This is a genomic window from Amycolatopsis sp. CFH S0740, from assembly GCF_004522315.1.
GTDB classification, from domain to species: Bacteria; Actinomycetota; Actinomycetes; order Mycobacteriales; family Pseudonocardiaceae; genus Amycolatopsis; species Amycolatopsis nivea.
Genome location: NZ_SDLS01000038.1, coordinates 1 through 22,613 on the forward strand (window position 1 = coordinate 1; position 22,613 = coordinate 22,613).

18 protein-coding genes are annotated in these 22,613 nt (G+C 68.9%); 6 read left to right on the forward strand and 12 right to left on the reverse strand.

Annotated features, from left to right (window positions below; genetic code table 11):
• Positions 1 to 56 precede the first annotated feature (56 nt).
• The 5 genes from EIZ45_RS39930 to EIZ45_RS39950 form a co-directional block, all read right to left on the reverse strand.
• Positions 57 to 1,535, reverse strand: coding sequence for an MFS transporter (locus tag EIZ45_RS39930; RefSeq protein WP_370318237.1), 1,479 nt, complete (start codon positions 1,533 to 1,535; stop codon positions 57 to 59).
• 91 nt (positions 1,536 to 1,626) lie between these two features.
• Entirely contained in the window at positions 1,627 to 2,079 is a 453-nt protein-coding gene (locus tag EIZ45_RS39935; RefSeq protein WP_134668653.1) for a hypothetical protein, read from the reverse strand.
• Positions 2,080 to 2,117: 38 nt separating this feature from the next.
• Entirely contained in the window at positions 2,118 to 4,946 is a 2,829-nt protein-coding gene (locus EIZ45_RS39940) for a hypothetical protein (RefSeq protein WP_240690904.1), read from the reverse strand.
• 236 nt (positions 4,947 to 5,182) lie between these two features.
• Positions 5,183 to 7,354, reverse strand: coding sequence for a 3-hydroxyacyl-CoA dehydrogenase NAD-binding domain-containing protein (locus EIZ45_RS39945; RefSeq protein ID WP_134668655.1), 2,172 nt, complete (start codon positions 7,352 to 7,354; stop codon positions 5,183 to 5,185).
• Positions 7,355 to 7,362: 8 nt separating this feature from the next.
• The gene (locus EIZ45_RS39950; RefSeq protein ID WP_037817122.1) at positions 7,363 to 8,574 is read right to left on the reverse strand and encodes an acetyl-CoA C-acetyltransferase; all 1,212 of its coding nucleotides are present in this window, start codon (positions 8,572 to 8,574) and stop codon (positions 7,363 to 7,365) included.
• A gap of 160 nt (positions 8,575 to 8,734) precedes the next feature.
• On the opposite strand from EIZ45_RS39950, the gene EIZ45_RS39955 reads away from it, so the two are divergent.
• From EIZ45_RS39955 to EIZ45_RS39970, 4 genes are all read left to right on the forward strand, one after another.
• Positions 8,735 to 9,916, forward strand: coding sequence for a TetR/AcrR family transcriptional regulator (locus EIZ45_RS39955; RefSeq protein ID WP_134668657.1), 1,182 nt, complete (start codon positions 8,735 to 8,737; stop codon positions 9,914 to 9,916).
• 186 nt (positions 9,917 to 10,102) lie between these two features.
• Positions 10,103 to 11,281 (forward strand): low temperature requirement protein A, encoded by a 1,179-nt coding sequence (locus tag EIZ45_RS39960; protein WP_134668659.1) that lies wholly within the window; start codon positions 10,103 to 10,105, stop codon positions 11,279 to 11,281.
• A gap of 101 nt (positions 11,282 to 11,382) precedes the next feature.
• Positions 11,383 to 12,678, forward strand: coding sequence for an acyl-CoA dehydrogenase family protein (locus EIZ45_RS39965; protein WP_134668745.1), 1,296 nt, complete (start codon positions 11,383 to 11,385; stop codon positions 12,676 to 12,678).
• Between the two features lie 28 nt (positions 12,679 to 12,706).
• Positions 12,707 to 13,918, forward strand: coding sequence for an acyl-CoA dehydrogenase family protein (locus EIZ45_RS39970; RefSeq protein ID WP_134668662.1), 1,212 nt, complete (start codon positions 12,707 to 12,709; stop codon positions 13,916 to 13,918).
• 63 nt (positions 13,919 to 13,981) lie between these two features.
• Here EIZ45_RS39970 and EIZ45_RS39975 read toward each other — a convergent pair whose 3' ends face one another.
• Positions 13,982 to 14,344 carry a helix-turn-helix domain-containing protein gene (locus tag EIZ45_RS39975; protein ID WP_134668664.1) on the reverse strand — a complete coding sequence of 121 codons (363 nt, stop codon included), beginning with the start codon at positions 14,342 to 14,344 and terminating at the stop codon, positions 13,982 to 13,984.
• A 75-nt stretch (positions 14,345 to 14,419) separates the two neighbouring features.
• Here EIZ45_RS39975 and EIZ45_RS39980 point away from each other — a divergent pair, with 75 nt between their 5' ends.
• Entirely contained in the window at positions 14,420 to 15,346 is a 927-nt protein-coding gene (locus EIZ45_RS39980; RefSeq protein WP_134668667.1) for an NADP-dependent oxidoreductase, read from the forward strand.
• Positions 15,347 to 15,356: 10 nt separating this feature from the next.
• Here EIZ45_RS39980 and EIZ45_RS39985 read toward each other — a convergent pair whose 3' ends face one another.
• Positions 15,357 to 16,304 (reverse strand): NADPH:quinone reductase, encoded by a 948-nt coding sequence (locus EIZ45_RS39985; RefSeq protein ID WP_134668669.1) that lies wholly within the window; start codon positions 16,302 to 16,304, stop codon positions 15,357 to 15,359.
• 108 nt (positions 16,305 to 16,412) lie between these two features.
• Between EIZ45_RS39985 and EIZ45_RS39990 the strand changes: the two genes are divergently transcribed.
• Positions 16,413 to 16,808 (forward strand): hypothetical protein, encoded by a 396-nt coding sequence (locus EIZ45_RS39990; RefSeq protein ID WP_037817136.1) that lies wholly within the window; start codon positions 16,413 to 16,415, stop codon positions 16,806 to 16,808.
• On the opposite strand, the gene EIZ45_RS39995 is transcribed toward EIZ45_RS39990, so the two are convergent.
• The 5 genes from EIZ45_RS39995 to EIZ45_RS40015 form a co-directional block, all read right to left on the reverse strand.
• Positions 16,801 to 17,856 (reverse strand): alpha/beta fold hydrolase, encoded by a 1,056-nt coding sequence (locus EIZ45_RS39995; RefSeq protein WP_037817139.1) that lies wholly within the window; start codon positions 17,854 to 17,856, stop codon positions 16,801 to 16,803. The genes EIZ45_RS39990 and EIZ45_RS39995 overlap by 8 nt on opposite strands.
• A 103-nt stretch (positions 17,857 to 17,959) precedes the next feature.
• Complete coding sequence (locus tag EIZ45_RS40000) at positions 17,960 to 18,826, reverse strand: SDR family oxidoreductase (protein ID WP_043832812.1); 867 nt, start codon at positions 18,824 to 18,826, stop codon at positions 17,960 to 17,962.
• 60 nt (positions 18,827 to 18,886) lie between these two features.
• Positions 18,887 to 19,396 (reverse strand): GNAT family N-acetyltransferase, encoded by a 510-nt coding sequence (locus EIZ45_RS40005; RefSeq protein ID WP_134668672.1) that lies wholly within the window; start codon positions 19,394 to 19,396, stop codon positions 18,887 to 18,889.
• A gap of 59 nt (positions 19,397 to 19,455) precedes the next feature.
• A complete protein-coding gene (locus EIZ45_RS40010; protein WP_043832814.1) occupies positions 19,456 to 20,613 on the reverse strand; it encodes an acyl-CoA dehydrogenase family protein in 1,158 nt (385 codons plus the stop codon).
• Entirely contained in the window at positions 20,610 to 22,610 is a 2,001-nt protein-coding gene (locus EIZ45_RS40015; RefSeq protein ID WP_134668674.1) for an acetyl-CoA carboxylase biotin carboxylase subunit, read from the reverse strand. The genes EIZ45_RS40010 and EIZ45_RS40015 overlap by 4 nt, the downstream gene beginning before the upstream one ends.
• Positions 22,611 to 22,613: the final 3 nt, after the last annotated feature.

Below are 22,613 nucleotides of genomic sequence, written 5' to 3' on the forward strand. Positions count from 1 at the left end.
CAGCAAGATCACGAACTACAGCTGGAGTACTAACCGGCATAAACACTCACGAGGCGCTAGACCCGGGCGAGTTCCGGGCTGGCGGCACGGAATCGCGGCACCACCGCGGTCAACGCCAGCCCGGCCACCGCCGCGACCGCGGCGACCGCGAACGTGGCGCGGAAGCCCGCGAGCGAAGGCACGGTGAACGAGCCGACGGTGATCGTCAGGTGGGCGAGCATCGTGGCCATCACGGCGCTGGACGTCGAGGTGCCGACGGACCGCATGAGCGAGTTGAGCCCGTTCGCGGACGCGGTTTCGGTGACCGGCACCGCGCTCATGATCAGCGCGGGCATCGCGGCGTAAGCGATGCCGACGCCCGCCCCGATGATCACCGACGCGATGATCAGCTCGACCGCGTTGGCCATCAGGAAAATCGCGAAAACGTAGCCGACCGCGATCACGATCGCGCCGGTCATGAGCGTGACGCGCGCGCCGTAGCGATTGGTCAGCCGCGCGGAGACCGGGGACAGGGCCATCATGACCAGGCCGTTCGGCGCGAGGCACAGACCGGCTTCGACCATGCTGAGCCCGAGTCCGTAGCCGGTCGCCGAAGGCGCCTGCAGCAACTGCGGGAACGACAACGACATCGCGTACATCGCGAAGCCGACGAGCACCGAAGCGAGGTTGGTGAACAACACCGGCCGTCGCGCCGAAACGCGCAGATCGACCAGCGGGTCCCGCCGGCGCAGCTGGTACCACCCCCAGGCCGCGAGAACGACCACGGCGGTCGCGGCGAACCCGAGCGTCGCCGGACTCCCCCAGCCCCATTCGCCACCCTTCACGATCGGCAGCAACAGGCTGGTGAGACCGACGATCAACCCGAGCGTGCCGAGGAAATCGAACGGCGCGGGCGTGCGGACCGGCGATTCCGGAACGAACCGCAGGATCAGCAGCGCACACCCGAGCCCGAGCCCGGCCGCGCCCCAGAACAGGACGTGCCAGTCGGCGTGCTCGGCCACGATCGCCGCGACCGGCAACCCGATCGCACCGCCGACGCCGAGCGTCGCGCTCATCAGCGAAATCGCGCCGCTCACACGGTCCGGCGGCAGTTCGTCGCGCATGATGCTGATGCCGAGCGGAATGACGCCCATCGCGCAGCCCTGCAACCCGCGGCCGACGATCATCAGCGCGAGCGAACTGGTGAGCGCCGAGACCACGGATCCGGCGATCAGCACCGCGAGGCTCACGAGCAGCACGCGGCGTTTGCCGTAGAGATCGCCGAGCCGCCCCGCGACCGGCGTGCAGACCGCCGCCGCGAGCAACGTGACGGTGACGACCCACGACGCGTCCGTCGGCGTGGTGTCGAGCAGTCTCGGGAACGCCGGGATCAACGGGATGACCAGCGTCTGCATGAACGAAGCGACCAGCCCGCACGAGGCGAGCACCACGATGATCGGCCCCGAACCCGCCCGCGCCACCACGTCCCCCGTTCCGTATGCCGTACCGGATTCGCACGCTACCGGGCGCGGCGCGCGGAACGGGCGGTTCGTGATCGATCCGACTTACCGGACTGGTCCGTTTGGCCCAATGATCGCGTGGCCTAGCCGCCCGGCTGCGGGGAGAACGCGAAACGCAACCGTCGAGTCAGTCCTTCGCGAGCCGCGAGATCGTCGCCAGCATTCGCCGCACGCCGAAGACGTGGCCGCCGCTTCCGACGACGAGCAAGCGGTAGCCCGCTCCGGCCACCCCGGGGAACCGGGCCCGGCTTTCGGCGCGGACCACGGTCTGTGCGGCGGAGAGGGATTCGAGCCGGAAGGTGAGGCGGTACTCGGAAAACTGGTGTCGTCCGGCAAGCGCAAGCTGGTGCGGCGGTTCGGCGACCACGACCCGGAAGCCGGGCACGGTGGATCCTTCCGCGAGCGGACGCGGACCAGTTGCCTTCCAATCGGCGCAGCGGACCGCCCAGGCGTACGCGGTGGCCAACCGGCCGGAGAAGCGTTCTGCGACCTGGTTGACCGCGCGCCAGGTGGTCTCGGCGTCGGCGGGCACGGTGACGCGATGTTCGTCCAGGACGGGTAATTGCTCTTCGGCAGTCATCGGCTCCTCCGCGGGCATCGTCTCACGCGCCCGCGGGCTCAGCCGTCCGCGGGACACCACGGGTCCGGGGCGCGCAGAACCGACTTGCCGCAGAAGCCCTGTAGCGCCGGGTCGACTTCTCCGCCTTGGACCTGCAGCACCGCGAGCGGTTTGTCCTGCGGGACGTGCCTGCCGATGTCGCCGCCGTAGTCGATGGTTCCGCTCACCCCCTCGATGTATTTGTTGATCTGGTTCGCGTCCGGCCGCGAGGTGTGGATCGCGGCGATCTCCCGCCACACCGCACCTGGAGTGACCGGGATTTTCGACGACGTCTCCCGCAGGTACGCGGTCGCGGTGATCATCACCAGCGCGGCATCGTAGGACAACGCCGCGTGTCCGTCGAACGAGCGGCCTTTTTCGGTGTGTTCAAAGGAGAACTTGGCGTTGAGCGTGGAGTAGAAGTCGCGCGCGAGACCTTTCGCGGGTGTCGCCGGCGCGTTCGCGAGCGCGAAATAGTAGTACGGCAGCGCACGATGATCTTCTCGCGCAACGGAGTCGGCGACGAAACGCGCGACATCGTCGTCGCCGATGATCGTCGCGGTGCTGCCGCATTGCGCGGCCCCAGCCAAGAACGCTCCGAAATCGGGGACGCCTCGTCCGGCGAAGAACGCATACCCGTTGTAGGAGCAACTGTCGCGCCCGGCGGCACCCGCGTTGCCCACGAGCCGGTCGCCGTAGCGGAGATGCGCGGACCTCGTTTTTTGCCCTTCGTCCGGTACGAAAGCGCGTGCTTCGACCGCGAAACCCTTGTCCTTGAACTCTTTCAGCAGATTGTCGCGAAGGTTGGGACTGTAGAAGTCAGTGTCGTCGTCGGAGTAATAGATGCGAAGCGAGCGCGGACCGGGGCGCTGGGCGGCAAAGGCCGCGGCCACCGCTGCTTCCCGGCGGTTTTGCGGTGCGACCTGGAAGTAGATCGGGTTCTGGTCCGCGAGCTGATCCGCGGTGAGGGTCGCCGCGACCACCGGGATGCCCGCGTCGCCGAGCGCGCGGATCGTGGTGGCGGTCGGCTCGCTGCTCATGTCGAGTCCGACCACACCGACGATGCTGGGGTCCTGTTTTGCCATCTCCAGCAGGGTGCGCGCGACCTGCGCGCCCTGGAGCATTCCCTTGCCGCCGTTGGCGATCAGCATGCGCACGATCGGCTCGGCCGCCGCGGTCGCGTCGAGCTGCCGCGACTGCGCGACCGCGAAGCCTTCCAGCGATTCGCGTTCCGCGGTGAGTCCCTCGGCGGTGCCGTTCGACGACGTCAGCGCCTCCAGGTCGACCAGCGTGATGTACGGCCGTTCCGGATGCTGCTGGTGCAGTTCCTCGGCCCGCCGGTTCTGCTCCGCGACCACGGCTTCGACTTGCTGGATCGTCCCCTCCTTGTCGACCGGGGAGAACAGCGTGAAGGTGCCGTCGGACACACCGACGCACTGGTCGTCCACCCGGGTCAGCCACTCGCTCGACGTGCCGCAGTGACTGTCCAGAAAGGACTGATAACGCACCACGGCGAACGCGGCGACCAGCGCGAGCACCACCGCGGGCACCCCGGCCCGGATCCAGCGCGTCGTCCACCACGCCGCCCGCCCGCGTCCGCCGGACAGGTCGTAGTGCTCGCCGAGCGCCAGCATTCGCTTGCGCACCTCGGTTTCCTCGGGCTCCGTCTGCGGCACGTCGAGCCCGATCGGCAGGTACCACGCGGTCGGGCGGCGGGCGCGCCGGTCCGCGCTGAGCCGGTTCTGCCACACCCGGTACGCGCCCGCGGCGTCGGTCGCGTGGTACTTCGGCCGGTCCTCGCTCGGCGCGGCGTCCGGCGGCGGAGCCTGGCTCGCGCTCACCACCAACAGCGGGTCGAAAAGCCCGACCTGGTTGCGGACGTCGTTCATCAGCCGGAGCAGCCGGTAACCGCCGTTCGCGGGACCGACCTCGTCGAGCAGCAGCACCGGATAGGTCATCCGGCGCCGCCGCCAGAACTGCCACGGCCGCAGCCGGTACTCGCGGCGCAGGTCTTCCAGGAACGCGTTGACCAGCAGCCGCGCGACGTACTCGGGCGATTCCTTCTGCCATTCGCCGTCGGTGAGCCGCAGCGCGAAGCGCACGAAACTGCCGGACATCTCCGGTGCGAGGTGCGGCTGGCGCAGGAACCACCGGTACCGCCCGGACAGCCCCGGCACGCGCCCGGTGACCGCGAGCCGGAAGGTGCCGAACGTCAGCAACCGCAGCAGCAGCAACGGAAATCGCCACGCCGGATGCTGCGGCACCAGCTCGCGGCTGACGCTGTCGATGGCCGAGCGGAAGCGGACCAGCAGGCCGTTCTCCTGCAGCTCGCGCAACAGCGTGCGTTCGGGATCGGTGTCGCCGTCCGGAAACTGCTTCGCCATGAGCTGATCGACCAGCGTGAACAGCCGGAACCGCAACCGGCTTTCCCGGGTGCGGCCGCTGCGGACGAGACTGTTGCGGACGTGCCACAGCAGGTCGCGCACGGCATCGACGCTCTCCTTGGTCGCCTCGGCGGCGGAATCGGTGTCCTGCCGATCGGCGAGGGGCAGATAGACCGAACGCACGGTGCCCGCCGGTTCCGCGTTCTGCAGCCGGGACGCCAGCTCCTTGAGCACGCCCGCGCGCGCGTCGCCGACGAGGCACACCATCGGCAGCCCGCGCCGCCCGGCGCGCTCCCGGTGATAACCGGGACGCCATTCTCCGTCGTCCAGCAATTCCCGCGGCCGGTCGCCGATTCGAGATCGTTGGTAAAGCGCCCCGATGAGCTTGACGAGCCGATCCGCACCAGCGAACGCGAGCTGCTCCCCCGCGACTGCCACCGTCTGGTCCATGCCGAAGTAAACCACGCGGCTCAGGGGAGGGGTCCCGGAATTATGCCGCCATGCCAAGGGTTTCCGCCCTCGGACAGCGGCCATTCGAGTAGTCCGGGTTCAGCCGTCCGGACGACCCGAGTTCACGCTGAGCGACCGCGGTCGACCGTTCCTTGATCACCTTACGAAAACAGCAGAAATCGTCCTGAATAGACATGAAAAACGGGGCCGCCCCGGAAAAACCGGAGCGGCCCCGCGGAGAAATATCTTTTTTACTCGTAAATCTCGCCCTTGGCGGCCTTCTCCACCAGGGACTGCGGCGGCTCGAAGTGGCTGCCGTACCGCGCCGCCAGTTCGCGGGCCCGGTCCACGAAGCCCTGCAGGCCGCCCTCGTACTGGTTGATGTACTGGATCACGCCACCGGTCCAGGGCGGGAAACCGATGCCGAAGATGGACCCGATGTTGGCGTCCGCGACCGAGGTCAGGACGCCCTCGTCGAAGCACTTCACCGTTTCCAGCGCCTCGGCGAAGAGCATGCGCTCCTTGAGGTCCTCGAACGGCACGTCCGCCGAACCCGAGTTGAACGCCTCGCGCAGGCCCGGCCACAGACCGGTGCGCTTGCCGTTCTCGTCGTACTCGTAGAAGCCCGCCCCGGTGGAACGGCCCTTGCGGTCGTACTTGTCGAGCATCGTGTCGATGACGGCCTCGGACGCGTGCGCGTTCCAGGTGCCGCCCGCGGCCTCGATCGCGGCACGGGTTTCCGCGCGGATCTTGCGCGGCAGCGTCAGGGTCAGCTCGTCCATCAGCTGCAGCGGCGGCGCCGGGTAACCGGCCTGCGAACCCGCCTGCTCGATCGACGCCGGCTCGACGCCCTCGCCCAGCGCGGCCACGGCCTCGTTGATGAAGGTGCCGATGACCCGCGAGGTGAAGAAGCCGCGGCTGTCGTTGACGACGATCGGGGTCTTGCGGATCTGCAGCGTGTAGTCGAAGACCTTCGCCAGCGTGGCGGGCGACGTCTTCTCGCCGCAGATGATCTCGACCAGCGGCATCTTGTCCACCGGCGAGAAGAAGTGGATCCCGATGAAGTCCTCGGTGCGCTGCACGCCCTCGGCGAGGGTGGTGATCGGCAGCGTCGAGGTGTTGGAACCCAGCACCGCGTCCGCGTTGACGATGCTCTCGATCTCGCCGAACACCTTGTGCTTCAGCTCGACGCTCTCGAACACGGCCTCGATGACGAAGTCGACGCCGGCGAAGTCGGCCGGGTCGGCGGTCGGCTTGATCCGCGCCAGCAGCGCGTCCGACTTCTCCTGCGTGGTCTTGCCGCGCGAGAGCGCCTTCTCCTCGAGCTTGACCGCGTAGCCCTTGCCCTTGTCAGCCGCCTCCTGCGAGACGTCCTTGAGGACCACGTCGATGCCCGCCTTCGCGGACACGTAGGCGATCGCGGCGCCCATCATCCCGGCGCCGAGCACGCCGACCTTCTTGGCGGTGAACTTCTCGAACCCGTCCGGACGCGAACCGCCGGAGTTGATCGTCTGCAGGTCGAAGAAGAACGCCTTGGTCATGTTCTTCGAGACCTGCCCGATCGCCAGGCTCACGAAGTAGCGGGTCTCGACCTGGATCGCGGTGTCGAAGTCGACCTGCGAACCCTCGATCGCGGCGGCGAGGATCGCGCGCGGCGCGGGCATCGGCGCGCCCTTGAGCTGCTTGCGCAGGTTCGCCGGGAACGCGGGCAGGTTCGCCGCGAAGCTCGGGTTCGACGGGGTGCCGCCCGGGATCTTGTAGCCCTTGACGTCCCACGGCTGCACGCCGCCCTCGGGATTGGCCTTGATCCACGCCTTCGCGGCGGGCACCAGCTCGTCGACGGTGTCCACGACCTCGTGCACCAGGCCGATCTCCAGCGCCTTGCGCGGCTTCATCCGCTGGCCCTGCAGCAGGACGTTCAGCAGCGCGCTCTGGATGCCGAGCAGCCGCACGGTGCGGACCACGCCGCCGCCGCCGGGCAGCAGGCCGAGCGTGACCTCAGGCAGGCCGATCTGGCTGCCCTTGACGTCGGCCGCGATGCGGTGGTGCGTCGCGAGCGCGATCTCGAGGCCGCCGCCGAGCGCCGCGCCGTTGATGGCCGCGACGACCGGCTTGCCGAGCTGCTCGAGCCGGCGCATCTGGCTCTTCATCGCGCCGCTGGACGCGGTGATCTCCGCCGCGTGCTCCGGCTTCGCCTGGATCAGGTCGCGCAGGTCGCCGCCGGCGAAGAAGGTCTTCTTCGCGGACGTGAGCACGACACCGGTGATGTCGTCCTTCTCCGCCTCGAGGCGGTCCACGGTCGCGGCGAGCGACTCGCGGAAGGCCTGGTTCATCGTGTTCGCCGACTGGTCCGGGTCGTCCAGGGTCAGCGTGACGATGCCGTCGGAATCCTTGTCCCAGCGGATGGTCTTGCTTTCGGTCATCTCGGTCCTCACACCCGCTCGATGATGGTCGCGACACCCATGCCGCCGCCGATGCACAGCGTCACCAGCGCCCGGCGCGCCTCGCGGCGCTCCAGCTCGTCGACCACGGTGCCGACCAGCATCGCGCCGGTGGCGCCGAGCGGGTGGCCCATGGCGATCGCGCCGCCGTTGACGTTGATCTTCTCGTCCGGAAGGTTCAGGTCCTTCTGCCACTTGAGCACGACGGACGCGAACGCCTCGTTGAGCTCCCACAGGTCGATGTCGTCCGGGGTCAGGCCCGCGGTCTTCAGCACCTTCTCGGTGGCCGGGGTCGGACCGGTCAGCATGATCGTGGGCTCGGACCCGATCGAGGCGGTGGCGACGATGCGCGCCCGCGGCGTGAGGCCGAAGGTCTTGCCCGCCTGCTCGGAACCGACCAGCACGATGGCCGACCCGTCGACGATGCCGGACGAGTTGCCGCCGGTGTGCACGTGGTCGATCTTCTCGACCTGGTGGTACTTCTGGAGCGCGACGGCGTCGAAGCCGCCCATCTCGCCGATCGTGGTGAAGGCGGGCTTGAGCTTCGCCAGACCCTCCACAGTGGACCCCGGACGGCGGTGCTCGTCGTGGTCGAGGATCGTGACGCCGTTCATGTCCTTGACCGGCACCACGGACTTCGCGAAGTAGCCGCCGGACCAGGCCGCCTCGGCCTTCTCCTGCGAGCGGACCGCGAAGGCGTCGACGTCCTCGCGGGAGAAGCCCTCCATCGTCGCGATCAGGTCCGCGCCGATGCCCTGCGGGGCGATGTAGTGGTCGTAGGCGGTGGCCGGGTCCATGAACAGCGCGCCGCCGTCGGAACCCATCGGCACGCGCGACATCGACTCCACGCCGCCCGCGATGACCAGCTGGTCCCAGCCGGAGCGGACCTTCTGCGCGGCGACGTTCGTGGCCTCGAGCCCGGACGCGCAGAACCGGTTGAGCTGCACGCCCGCGACGGTCTGCGGCAGGCCCGCGACGAGCGCGGCGGTGCGCGCGATGTCCGCGCCCTGCTCGCCCACCGGGGACACGACGCCGAGCACGATGTCGTCGATCGCCTGCGGATCGAGGTTCGGGTGGCGGACCTTCAGCTCCTGGATGAGGCCGACCACCAGGTCGACCGGCTTGGTGCCGTGCAGGGCACCGCCCTTGTTCTTGCCCCGGGGCGTGCGCAACGCCTCGTAGATGTAGGCCTCGCTACTCACTGAACAACTCCTCCGCGAAGCGGCATGGATGGACACTGCGGTGTATCTCGCGGCCGACTATACCGGCCGGTAAGTGCTAATGGCCATTAACATAAGCCCGATGAACCCCATGGTGTCAATGGGTTGCCGTAGTTTCGATTAGCGCTATGGTCAGTTCACCATGAGTACGTATCCCGCCCGCGGTACGCGCCCTCGCGACCGCAAGGCCCAGCTCGCTGCCGTCGCGGCCGAGCTGTTCCGCGCGCGGGGGTTCCACGGCGTCGGGATCAACGACATCGCCGCGGCGGCGGGGGTCACCGGCCCCGCGCTGTACCGGCATTTCGCCGACAAGCAGGCGATCCTCGCCTACGTCGTGCTCGCCGGGATCGACGACATGGAGTCGGCCACCGCGGCCGCGCTCGCCGATTCCGCGCCGCCGCTCGCCCAGCTGGACGCCCTGCTCACCGGCCTCGCGACGCAGGCGGTCGAACGCCGGGAGATCGCCGCGCTGTGGCGCTGGGAGGGTCCGCATCTGCCGCGCGAGCAGCGCCGGGAGATCCGCCGCCGGTCCGGCGCCGTGCTCGACGCGTGGACGAAAGCCCTGCTCACCCTGCGTCCCGAGCTGTCCGCGGACGAGGCCGAACTGCTGTGCTGGGCCGCGCTGTCGGTGTTCGGGAGTGTCGCGGTGCACCACACGTCGGTGGCGCGCAAGCGCTTCGTGCCGCTGCTGGTCGAACTGGCGCAGACTGTGCTCAACGCCTCACTGCCGGTCCCGGACGAACCCGCGCCGCCGGTCGCGAGCAGCCTCGGCACGCCGTCCCGCCGCGAGCAGGTGCTGACCGCCGCGACCGGGCTCTTCGCCGAACGCGGCTTCCACACGGTGAGCATGGAGGACATCGGCGCGGCGGCAGGCATCGCCGGGCCCAGCGTGTACCGGCACTTCCCCAGCAAAGCCGCGCTGATGGTCGCGATCGGACACCGCGCCGCCGACCGGCTCGCGCTGGCCGCCGAACAGGCACTGCGGGCCCCGGACGAACGATCCGCGTTGGGCCGCCTCGCCGCGTCGTACGTGCACATTCTGCTGCGCACGCCGGAACTGCTGGTGTCCTTCACCGCGGACCGCGCGACCATGCCGCAGCGGGACAAGGCGGATCTGCGCCGCGTCCAGCGGGACTACGTCGACCAGTGGGTTTCCTTGCTGTGCGCGGTGTTTCCGGAGCTTCCGGCGCGCGAGGCGAAGATCCGGGTGCACGCCGCGCTGACCATCGCTAACGACCTCAGCCGGACCGGGCGGATCAAGAACAGGCCGCATCTGCAGACGGAGCTGACGGCGGTGCTGCACGCGGTTCTCGGGCTCGGCTGACGGCGGTCGCGGCGGGCGGGCAGACCACTTCGCAAGTGGTTCTCTCTAAAAAGTTGTTGCAACTTCACTAGTGAAGTACTTCAGAGGTGAAGTCACAACTTCTGAGAGAAGAGAACCTCGCGAGGTCGGTCGCACGCTGTCAGCGAAACCGCCCCGATCGGTCGCCCATCCGTGTCAGCATCGGCCGTGCCCACGAGACTGCTGCATCTGGTTCGCGCGGACGAAGGCCACCGCGTCACGACCCTTGAGCTTTTCTTCGATCTGGTCTTCGTCTACGCCATCACGCAGACGACCGAACTGATGGCCGGACACCTGAGCCTCCTCGGCGTCGGCGAGGGACTGCTGGTGCTGATGGTGCTGTGGTGGTGCTGGTGCAGCTACGCGTGGCTCGGCACGACCATCCACGTCGACCACGGCATCGCCCGGCTGGCGATGTTCGGCGCGATGGCGGTGATGTTCCTCGTCGCGCTCACCGTGCCGCAGGCACTCACCAACCAACCGGGCGGGCTCGATGGGCCGTTGCTGTTCGTCGCTTGTTACGGCGTCGTGCGGCTGCTGCATATCGTCGCGTACGTCGGGGCCGCGCGGCACGACGCCGAACTGCGCCTGGTGCTGCTGAAGATGCTGCGCGGACTGCTCCCGAGCCTGGCTTTGCTGGCCGTCGCCGATGTCGTGGGCGGGCCGTGGCAGCCAGCGCTGTGGGTGGTCGCGCTGGCGGTGGACTATCTCAACGTCTATCTGACCGGTCCTGCGGGCTGGCGGCTGCACTCGCCCGCGCACTTCGCCGAGCGGTTCGGGCTGATCGTGATCATCGCGCTGGGCGAATCGGTCGTGGCGATCGGCATCGGGATCGGGCACGTGCCGATCACCGGCCTCGTCGCCGGGTCGGCGATCTGCGGGATCGCGCTCGCCGCCGGGATGTGGTGGACGTACTTCGATCTGGTCGCCAACGTCGCCGAACGCAGGCTCGCCCAAGCCGAAGGCCTCGCGCGGACCAAGATCGCCACCGACTCCTACACCTATCTGCACCTGCCGCTCATCGCCGGCATCGTGCTCGTCGCGCTCGGGCTGAAGAAGACGTTCCTGACTCTGGACCACAGTCCGGCGGACTCGCTGCACGGCGTCGCACTGTGGGCGCTGACCGGCGGGCTCGCGCTGTACCTGGTCGCGCTCAGCTCGCTGCGGCGGCGCAACCTCGGCAGCTGGAACCGGCAGCGGCTCGTGCTCGCGGCGCTGCTGCTCGCCCTCACCCCGCTGGTGGGACACGTGCCCGCGACCTCGCTGCTGCTGATCGTCACGGCCTCGGTCCTGCTGCTCATCGCGTTCGAACGCACGTCGCTGGCCCGGCGGCCGGTCGTCGGGTGAGCCGGGCCGCACTGGCGGATTCCGCATCGCCGCGCTAACCTACTCGTGAGTAGGTAACGCGAGGGAGATGCTGCATGGCTGCGCCAAGGAAACGAGACGCGATGGGCCTCGGCCTGGCCGCGCTCACCCGGTTGGCCGGGAGCAAGGCGATCGACCGGGTCGGGCTGCGCGGGCCGGTGCAGAACCTGGTCAAGACGGGGACCCGCAGCGGGTTCCGCGCGGCGGGGGCGGCGACCAGGTCGTTCACCTCGGTCCAGCGGCTGGGCAAACCGGCGCGGCTGGCGAAGCCGGACGACCGCGGGCTGTTCGACCTGACGCCGGACGAGGACCAGAAGCTCATCGTCGAGACAGTCAGCGAGTTCGCCGCCGAACAGCTGCGTCCGGCCGCCGCGGACGCCGACGAGAAGCTCACCGCGCCGGAGGGTCTGCTGAGTCGCGCGGCCGAGCTGGGCGTCAGCCTCGTCGGGATTCCGGAAGAGCTGGGCGGAGCGGGCACTGAGCGTTCGGTCGTGACGAACGCGCTGGTCGCGGAGGCGCTCGCGCACGGCGACCTCGGACTGGCGGTGGCCGTGCTGGCTCCGTCCGCGGTGAGCACCGCGCTGGTCGCGTGGGGCGACGAGCAGCAGCAGGCCGATTACGTGCCCGCGTTCACCGGCGAGCAGGTGCCCGCCGCGGCGCTCGCGCTGCTGGAGCGGACGCCGTTGTTCGACCCGTTCAAGCCCGCCACCAAGGCGAAGCGGACCCCGAAGGGCTACCAGCTCGACGGTGTGAAGTCGCTCGTCCCGCGTGCGGCGGAGGCCGAGCTGTTCATCGTCTCGGCCGATCTGGAAGGCCGCGGACCGGCGCTGTTCCTGGTGGAATCGTCCAACGCGGGCGTGACGATCGAGTCCGAACCCGCGATGGGCCTGCGCGGCGCGGCCACCGGGAAGCTGCACCTGGAGAAGGTTTCGCTGCCCGCGGGCGCACTGCTCGGCGGCGGCAAGGCGGACGTGTTCACCGAGGTGGTCCGGCTTTCCCGGCTCGGCTGGGCGGCGCTCGCCGCCGGTGTCGGCAAGGCCGTGCTGGACTACGTGGTGCCTTACGTGAACGAGCGCACCGCGTTCGGCGAACCGATCAGCCAACGGCAGGCGGTCGCGTTCTCGGTGGCGGACATCGCGATCGAGCTGGAGGGCCTGCGCCTGGTCACGCTGCGCGCGGCCGCCCGGGCCGAGCAGGGCAAGGAATACGCGCGGGAAGCGGCGCTCGCCCGCAAGCTCGCGACGGACAAGGGCATGCAGATCGGCAACGCCGGCGTGCAGCTGCTCGGCGGGCACGGGTTCGTGAAGGAGCATCCGGTGGAGCGCTGGTACCGCGACCTGCGGGCGATCGGCGTGATGGAAGGCGCCGTCCTCCTCTGATCCTTTTTCTTGCTCCGAAAGGCAACTCATGATCAACCTGGAAGCTCCGAAGAAGGCCGGCGCGCTGATCAACCAGGCGTACCAGGCTGCGGCCGAGGTGTTCCGGCCGATCTCGCGCAAGTACGACCGCGCCGAGCACACCTATCCGTCCGAATTGGACATGTTCGCCGCGCTGCTGGACGGACTCAATTCCTCCGGCGAAGGCGGCGCGGGCGCGGCGGGCGTCCGCCGGTCCGAAAAGGACGACGGCCCCAAGGGAAACCGCAACGGCGCCAACCTGAACGTGGTGCTCGGCACGATCGAAATGTGCTGGGGCGACGTCGGCCTGCTGCTGTCCATGCCGCGCCAGGGCCTCGGCAACGCCGCGATCGGCTCGGTGGCGACCGACGAGCAGCTCGAGCGGTTCAAGGGCTTGTGGGCCGCGATGGCGATCACCGAGCCCGGCTGCGGTTCGGACTCGGCCGCCATCACCACGACGGCCACCGAGGACGGCGACGACTACATCCTGAACGGCGAAAAGATCTTCGTGACGTCCGGCCAGCGCGCCGACGCCGTCGTGGTCTGGGCGACGCTCGACCGCACGAAGGGCCGCGCCGCGATCAAGTCGTTCGTGGTGGAGAAGGGCACGCCGGGCTTCGAGGTCGTGCGCGTGGAACACAAACTGGGCATCCGCGCCTCCGACACCGCCGTGCTGCGCTTCGAGAACTGCCGCGTGCCGAAGGAAAACCTCCTGGGCACGCCGGAAATCGACACGGCCAAGGGTTTCGCCGGGGTCATGCAGACCTTCGACAACACCCGCCCGCTGGTAGCCGCGATGGCAATCGGCGTCGCCCGTGCGGCACTCGACGAAACCCGCCGCATCCTCGCCGAAGCGGGCGTGGTGATCGACTACGACCGCCCGGCCCTGACCCAGCACGCCGCGGCCGCGACTTTCCTGCAGTTGGAGGCGGATTACGAGGCCGCCTACCTGCTGACGCTGGAATCGGCGTGGATGGCGGACAACCGTCAGCCGAACTCGCTGCAGGCTTCGATGGCCAAGGCGAAAGCCGGCCGGACCGTGGTCGATGTGACGCTGAAGTGCGTCGAGCTGGCCGGATCGTATGGGTACACGGAGGAATCGCTGCTGGAGAAGTGGTCCCGGGATGCGAAGATCCTGGACATTTTCGAGGGGACGCAACAGATCCAGCAGCTGATCGTGGCTCGGCGGGTGCTGGGGAAGTCGTCGGCTGAGTTGAAGTGATCGAGACCGCTCGGCCCGCTCGCCCGAAGCGGGCCGTGCGGTCTTCTCAGTCGACGCCGTCACTCAACTGTTCTGTTGAGCCGAATCCAGCGCATCCAAAACCGCGTCCCCATTAGCCCGAGCCCACTCCGTCAGCGTATGGATCGGCTCGATCAACGTAGCTCCCAGCGGTGTCAACTCGTACTCGACCCGCGGTGGTGCCTCCGCGTACGCCTGGCGGCGAACGAGCCCGTGTGCTTCCAGTCGACGCAGCGTCTGGGTGAGCACCTTCCTCGAGATGCCACCGATCAGCTCGACCAGGTCGCCGTGGCGGACTGGGCCCTCGCTGAGGCCCGCGAGCACGACCACTGTCCACTTGTCGGCGATCAAGTCGACGGCCAAGCGCGCTGGGCAATCGGCGAGGAAGATGCCGCGGGTACCGCTCATGGAGTCCAAGGTACCCGCAGGTACCTATCGGATTCCTAGCCTGGTTTTCGTACCCCTCCAGAAACCAGGAGAGTCATGCGAATCATCACCCAGCAGAAGCTCGGCGGTCCCGAAATGCTCACGATCGTGGACGCGCCGGAGCCCCGGGCCTTGCCTACCGAAGTCCTCGTGCGCGTCAAGGCGATCGGGCTCAATCCGTTGGAGGCGCGGTTGCGCGAGGGCGAGTTTCCGTTGCTCGGCGAACCGCCGTTCGTGCTCGGGTGGGACGTCAGCGGCGTGGTCGAAGAGGCGTTGAGCTGGCGGTTCCGGCCTGGCGACGAAGTGTTCGGCATGCCGTTGTTTCCCCGCGCGGCCAACGCGTACGCCGAGATGGTGGCTGCTCCGGCCTTGCATCTTGTCAAGAAGCCGAAGGAGCTTTCGCACGTCGAGGCCGCGGCGTTGCCGGTCGTCGGGTTGACGGCGTGGCAAGGGTTGGTCGACCTCGGTGGCGTGACGGCGGGCGATCGCGTTCTGATTCACGGCGGTGGCGGCGGGGTCGGGCATGTCGCGATCCAGCTTGCCAAAGCCCTTGGCGCGCATGTGATTACCACTGCCAGCGAGAGCAAGCGGGAGTTCGTCGAGGGGCTCGGGGCCGACGAAGTCATCGACTACACGAAGGTCGATTTCTCCGAAGCTGCCAAAGATATCGACGTTGTGCTCGACACGCTTGGCGGCGACGCGGCTGAGCGCTCGCTGGGGGTGCTCCGGCCAGGCGGGCACCTGGTGACGGCGGTCGCGGAGGAGGACACCGCGCTCATCGCGAAGTTCGAGGCGGCCGGGATGCGGTTCAGCGGCATCGCGGTCGAGCCTGATCCGATCGCACTGCGGGAGCTGGTCGCGCTCGTCGAGCAGGGCAAGCTGCGGGTCCACGTGCAGGAGACGTTCCCGTTCGAGCGCATCGCCGACGCGCATCGGCTGCTCGAAGGCGGTCATCTGCGGGGCAAGGTCGTCCTCACCGTGTGACGTCGCGGGATCAGACCTCCAGCACGATCCGGCCTCGTGCCTCGCCTGACTCCTGCAACCGGTGTGCTTCCGCGGCCGACGCCAGGGGCAGGCGAGTGCCGATCCGGGGCCGGAGGATTCCGGTGGACAGGCCCCGGTTGATGACGCGGGCAGCGGAACCCAGCGCGGTGACACCGGCGTTGCTGATGGCGAAACCGCGGATGCTGGCGTCGCGGGTGTACAGCTCGCCGATCGGCAGCGTCGGTTTCGACTCCATTCCGGCCATCGCCACGATGCGGCCGCCGCGGGACAGGAGTGGCACCGCCGAGACCAGGTCGTGTTTTCCGGCGTTGTCCCACAGCAGATCCACCACGGGGAGTTTGCGGTAGAGGTCGGGATCGGAATAGTCGAAAACTTCATCGGCACCGCATTCCCGGCACCATTCCGCGTCCTCGGCGCGGGCGGTCGCGACGACGCGCAGGCCGGCGGTCGAAGCGAGTTGGACGACCGCACTGCCGACGCCTCCCGCCGCGCCGAGGACCGCGATCGTCTCGCCGTACCCGGCGCCGGCGTGTTCGAAGAGGCCCAGATACGCGGTGGCGGCGGTGTGCAGGACCGCGACGGCGTCGTCGGAAACCCCGTCCGGCAAGCGATAAAGCCGTTCCTCGGGCACCGCGCAGTACTCGGCGAAGGACCCTTGCCGACCGTCGTGGCCGAGGCTGTTGCACCACACTCGGTCGCCCGGAGCGAAGCGGTCTATTGGCGACGAGACAACAGTGCCCACCAGATCCCGGCCGATGACGAACGGATACGAAAGAGCGGTGGGATAAGCGCCGGAGCGGATGAAGGTGTCGACGTGGTTCACCGTCACCGCGGAGACTTTCACCAGCACCTCGCGCGGCCCCGGCTCGGGGTTCGGGAGCTGCCCGACCTTGATCTCGGAACTGTCGCCGAGCGACGTCACGTATGCAGCGATCACCGCTTCACGGTACCGCCGGTTTTTCACCGACTTCGCGCGGATATCGGATTGATCTCCGCCGCCCGCAATTCACGCGGAAAGCCGCGGAAATGCCCTAATCTGCCCGGCATGACCGCTCCGGTGGCGCCGGCCGACCTCAAACAGGCCCGCATCTTCATGTGGATCCAGGTCGCGCTGAGCGCGATCGGCCCGCTGCTGCTGGCCGGGATGGCCGGGGTTTCGCTGATCGAGCTGATCAGCCTCACGCAGCTCTACATCGCGATCACCTACGCGACCGCCATCGCGCTCGCGGTGTGCGCGGTCGTATTGCCCAAGCGTCAGCAATGGGCCTACGTGACCGCCGCGGTCATCGAAAGCCTCCTGGTGCTGAACAGCGTCGTCACGCTGCTCAGCAAGGGCCTGCCCGGTCTGCTGCCGCTGATTTTCTCCGGGCTCGCGCTGCGGGCGCTGCTCACCCGCGACGTGCGGACGTGGTTCTTCCCGGCGCAGCCCTCGGCTAGCTGACCCGGTCGTCCAGGAACTCGTCCAGGTACCGCCAGGTCGTGCCGCGGGCGCGGCGTCCGGTGAGCACGCCGAGGTGCCCGCCGGGCGCGGTGCGGAACCGGACCTCCGGTGCGTTCTCCAGCAGCTGCACCACGCGTTCCACCGACGCCCGCGGCGCGATGGTGTCGTTTTCGCCCGCCACCACCAGCATCGGCGTCTTCACGTCGGACAGGCTGATCTTGCGCCCGTTCAGGTCGACGGTGCCCTCGGCGAGGTCGTTGGTGCGGAACAGGCGGTGGTACAGCTGGCCGAACGTGCGCCCGGGATAGGCGTACATGTTGTCCATGAAGTGGTCCACGGCCTCGATCTGCGCGAGGTAGTCGCGGTCGTCGAGGTTTTTCAGGATCGCCAGCGGTTTCGTGATCTCCTTGGAGATCCCGGTGGCGCGGAACACCCGGGTGACCAAATAGGACGGTGCGCCGCCGAACACCCGGTACACCGGGGTGAGCAGGTGCCCGCCGGTCAGGTCCACGAGCGGGCGGAACGGCGCGACGATCGGGATCGCGGTGAAATCGACCGGCGAGCCGACCGCGGTGATCGATTCGATCGGCAGGCCCGGCTGGTCCGCGCTGACCAGCATCGAGAAGATCCCGCCGAGCGACCACGACACCAGGTGCACGCCCTGTCCGCCGGCGTCCTCGCTGACCTTCCGGATCGCCCTCGGCAGCACCTCGTCGATCCAGTGCTCGATGCCGAGCCTGCGGTCGGAGAACGCGACCATGCCGTAGTCGACCAGGTAGGTCGGGCGTCCGCCCTCGACCAGGTGCTCGATGAGGCTGCAGCCGCGGCGCAGGTCGAAGCACAGCGCCGGCGCGGCCAGCGGCGGCACCAGCAGCACCGGCGGGCCCGAGGTCGTGGCCGCGCCGTGCGTCATCCGGTACACCGACCGGTTGGGCCCCTGGTCGATCAGCACCCTCGGCATCGGCCGCAGATCGGCGACCCCACCCTGGAAAACCTTGCCCACGACATTGGCCGCCGCGGCAGCCAACCGGGCCGGTGGGGAAACCATGCTGCGCCTCCTGGAACTCGTCGTCTGCCGGGCATCTTGCCGTGCGCGCGGGCGCGGCATCAACACGCCACTCCCGCAAGCACCCGGCAAGCGCACGTCCGCCTCAGCTGCTCCCACCAGGCGGGACGGCCGACGGCGCGCTCCGGGCGGCCCTGCCCTCGTACTCGGCGCGCTCGGGCGAATGCGCGGCCGACGCGAGCAACTGGTCGCCGCCCAGGGCGCGCACCAGCCATTCGCCGAACGGACGCGGGAACAGCCTGGTGATCCGGCCGGTCAGATCGAGCGATTTCGGGACGAAGACGTCGAACTTCGGCCGCTCCAGCGCGTCGACGATCGCCGCCGCGACGTCCTCGGGCCCCACCGACTTGATGAACCGCGCCTCGCCCAACCCGGAGGCGAGTTCGGTGCGCACCACCGCGGGCATCACGCACGACACCTCGACACCGGTGCCGCGCAGCTCCAGCCGCACCGACTCGGACAACCCGACCACGGCGTGTTTCGTAGCGCAGTACGTAGCCGCTCCGGAGAATCCGGACTTTCCGGCCATCGACGCCACGTTCACGATGTGCCCGCGACCGCGCGGCTTCATCCGCTTGACCGCCTCGCGCGTGCCGTGCACGACCGCGTGCACGTTGATCTCCAGCAGCCGCCGCGTGGCCGCGTCGTCCTCCTCGTCCAGCGGCGAAAGCGGCATGATGCCGGCGTTGTTGATCAACACGTCGATCGGCCCGATGGTGCGTTCGACGTCGTCCAGGAACGCGGTGAAGGCGGCCGTGTCGGTGACGTCCAGCGGCGACGCGACCACGTCCGGGCCCAGCTCGCCGGCGGTTTTCTCGGCGCGGATCCGATCGAGGTCGCCGAGCACCAGCCGGGCGCCGCGCCGGTGCAGCGCGGCGGCGGTGGCCGCCCCGATGCCCTGCGCGCCGCCCGTGACGACAACGACCTTTCCGGAGAGCGACTGCCTCGCCATGGCGGACTCCTCAGTCTATTGACACTGTGCCAATATCGTCCTCCGGATCAGTCCGCGCCGCTATCCCCCAACCCGTTGCTCAAGGACCTGGCCGAGCCAGCCGTCGACAGTGAACTGCTCGGTCGGCTTGAAGCCCTGGCTCTCGTAATAACGCGGCAGATCGCCGTCGCCGCCCGCCCAGCAGTCGACGCGCACGAGGTCGATCCCACGCCGTTTCGCCTCGTCCATCGCGTGCTCCAGCAGCCGCGAGCCGACCCGGTGCCCGGTGAACCGGCGAGACGTGATGAGCAGCCGCACGTACAGTTCGGGCTCGTCGACCTGCGGGGTGTAGGGCATGGGCTGCCCGAGGATCAGCGCGCCTGCGGGTTTTCCGTCGATCTCCGCCATCCGGAATCCGGGTTCGGCCACGAACTCGTGCACCCGTTCGACGCGTTTCGGGTTGGTGCTCCACGGCTGCGTGCCCCATTGGCCCGCGCTGCCGCGCGCGACCAGCCATTCGACGGCGTCGTCGAAAAATCCCAGCAAAACGGCTGCGTCTCCGGCGGCCCCAGGCCGGATGGTGAACTCCATAGGGACCAGTGAAGCAGCGCCGCCGGGACTCCGCCCGGACGCCCCGGCGGCGCTGGGTCTCAGGCGCCGACCCCGAGGTGGCGCGCGATCAGCATCTTCTGGACCTCGCTGGTGCCCTCGCCGATCTCCAGGATCTTCGCGTCGCGGTAGAAGCGGCTGACCGGGAATTCGTTCATGAAGCCGTATCCGCCGAAGATCTGCGTCGCGTCGCGGGCGTTGTCCATCGCCGCGTTCGACGCCACCAGCTTCGCGATCGACGCTTCCTTCTTGAACGGTTCGCCGCGCAGCATCTTCGACGCCGCCTGGTAGTACGCCAGCCGGGCCGTGTGCGCGCGGACCTCCATGTCCGCGATCTTGAACTGGATCGCCTGGTACTCGCCGATCCGGTGGCCGAACGCGACGCGGTCCTTCGCGTACTTCAGGCATTCGTCCACGCAGCCCTGCGCGAGACCGACGCTCAGCGCCGCGATCGCCACCCGTCCCTCGTCCAAAATGGACAGGAACTGCGCGTAGCCGCGCCCGCGCTTGCCGACCAGGTTCTCCGCGGGCACCCGGACGTCCGAAAAGGACAGTTCGTGGGTGTCCGAGCAGTTCCAGCCGACCTTCGAGTACTTCGGGGCCACCGAGAAGCCCGGCGTGCCGGACGGGACGATGATCGCCGAGATCTCCTTGCGGCCGTTCTCCATCACGTCGGTGACCGCGGTGACGGTGACCAGTTTCGTGATGTCGGTGCCGGAGTTGGTGATGAACGCCTTGCTGCCGTTGATGACCCACTCGTCGCCGTCGAGCCGGGCGCGCGTGCGGGTGGCCCCGGCGTCCGAGCCGCCGCCGGGTTCGGTGAGGCCGAACCCGCCGAGCGCCTCGGCCGTGGTCAGCATCGGGAGCCAGGTTTCCTTCTGCTCCTGGGTGCCGAAGCGGTAGATGGGCATCGCGCCGAGCGAAACCCCCGCCTCCAGCGTGATCGCGACCGAGGAATCGACCCGCGCCAGTTCCTCCAGTGCGAGGCACAGCGCGAAGTAATCCCCGCCCATGCCGCCGAACTCCTCCGGGAACGGCAGGCCGAACAGACCCATCTCGCCCATCTTGGCGACCAGCTCGTACGGGAATTCTTCCTTCTCGTACAGCGGCCCGATCACCGGCGCGACCTCCGCCTGCGCGAAGTCCTCGACCGTCTTGCGAAGCGCCTCGTACTCGTCGTCCAGCCGGAAGTCGATCACTGCTTCTCCTCCGCCGCACTCACCACGGCCAGCGTCTCGTCGAGCGCGACCTGCTGGCCGACCCGCACCGAAAGCTCAGTCACCACACCGTCGATCGGCGCGGTCACTGTGTGCTCCATCTTCATCGCCTCGACGACCAGCAGCGGCGTCCCCGCGCTCACCGCGTCGCCTTCGGCGGCCTTCACCACCAGCACCGTTCCCGGCATCGGGCTCTTCACCGGACCGGCACCCGCCGCCTCGCCGCGCGAGGACAACGTGAATTCCTGGTCGGCGAACGCGAACGACCGGCCTTCCCTCGCCAGCCACACTGTCCGTTGTGGACCGTCCGCACAGCGGTACCGCTCCACGCCGTTCGCCCGGCGCACCTCGAGCAGATCGCCTTCGCGGCGGGCGGAAACGCGCACCGGCTCGGCGTCGTCCACCTGCACCGAAGCGTCCGACGGCGTGCCCTCGACCCGCACCACGGCCTGGTTTTCCCCGGTACGCAAGCGGAAAGTGATCCCGCCGGGACCGCTGAGCCGCCATCCGCTCGGGATGTCCCACGGGTCCACGACCGCACCGTTCGGCTGCAGCGAGATCAGCCGGTCCATGGCCGCGGCGACGAAAAAGCCTGCCGGGACTTCCGAGGAGACCAATTCGGACAGTCGCCGGTCCACCAGTTCGGTGTCCAGCCGTCCGGCGCGGACGTCCTCGTCGGCGAGCAGGCCGCGCAGGAACGCGATGTTCGTGCCGAGGCCGAGCAACGCGGTGTCGGCCAGCGCGCGGTCCAGTTTCTGCAGCGCCGACGCGCGGTCCGGGCCGTGCGCGATGATCTTCGCCAGCATCGGGTCGTAGTTCGACCCGACCACCGCGCCGACCGACATCCACGAGTCCACCCGCACGCCGTCGCCGGAGGGCTCGTGCACGGCGAGCACCGTGCCGCCGGTCGGGATGAACCCGCGCGCGGGATCCTCGGCGTAAACGCGGGCCTCGACCGCGTGCCCGTCGAGGCGCACGTCGTCCTGCGTCAGCCCGAGTGGCTCCCCTGCCGCCACCCGCACCTGCCAGGACACCAGGTCGAGCCCGGTCACCATTTCCGTCACCGGGTGCTCGACCTGCAGCCGGGTGTTCATCTCCATGAAGAAGAACTCGTCCGGATTGTGCGCGGACATGATGAACTCGACCGTGCCCGCGCCGACGTAGCCGACCGACCGCGCGGCTTCCGCGGCCGCCGCGCCCATTTTCGCCCGCGTGGCCTCGTCGAGCAGCACCGACGGCGCTTCCTCGATGATCTTCTGGTGCCGCCGCTGCAGGCTGCACTCGCGTTCGCCGAGGTGCAGCACGGTGCCGTGGGTGTCGGCGAGCACTTGGATCTCGATGTGCCTTGGCGTGGTGACGAACCGCTCCATGAGCAGCGTGTCGTCGCCGAAGGAACTCTTCGCTTCCCGGCGCGCGGACTCGACCGCAGCGTCCAATTCGGACTCTTGGTGCACCAGGCGCATGCCCTTGCCGCCACCGCCCGCGGACGGCTTCAGCAGCAGCGGATAGCCGACTTTCGCGGCGGCTTCGGCGAACCCGCCCTCCGGAATGTCCATATCGGACGCACCGGGCACGACCGGAACCCCGGCCGCGGAGACCGTGGCCTTCGCCCGGATCTTGTCGCCCATCTTGTCGATCGCTTCCGGCGGCGGGCCGATGAACACCAGCCCGGCCTCCGCGCAAGCCCGCGCGAACGCGGTGTTCTCGGCGAGGAAGCCGTACCCCGGGTGCACCGCCTGCGCGCCGGTTTCCTTTGCCGCGGCGACGATCGCCGGGATCGACAGGTAGCTCTTCGCCGCTTCGGCCGGGCCGAGGCGCACCGCGGTGTCGGCCTCGCGGACGTGCCGGGCGTCGGCGTCCGCGTCGCTGTACACCGCGACCGAACGGATCCCGAGCGCACGCAGCGACCGGATTACGCGAACCGCGATCTCTCCGCGGTTGGCGACCAGAACAGTGTTAAATAGAGAACCCTCGAACATGCC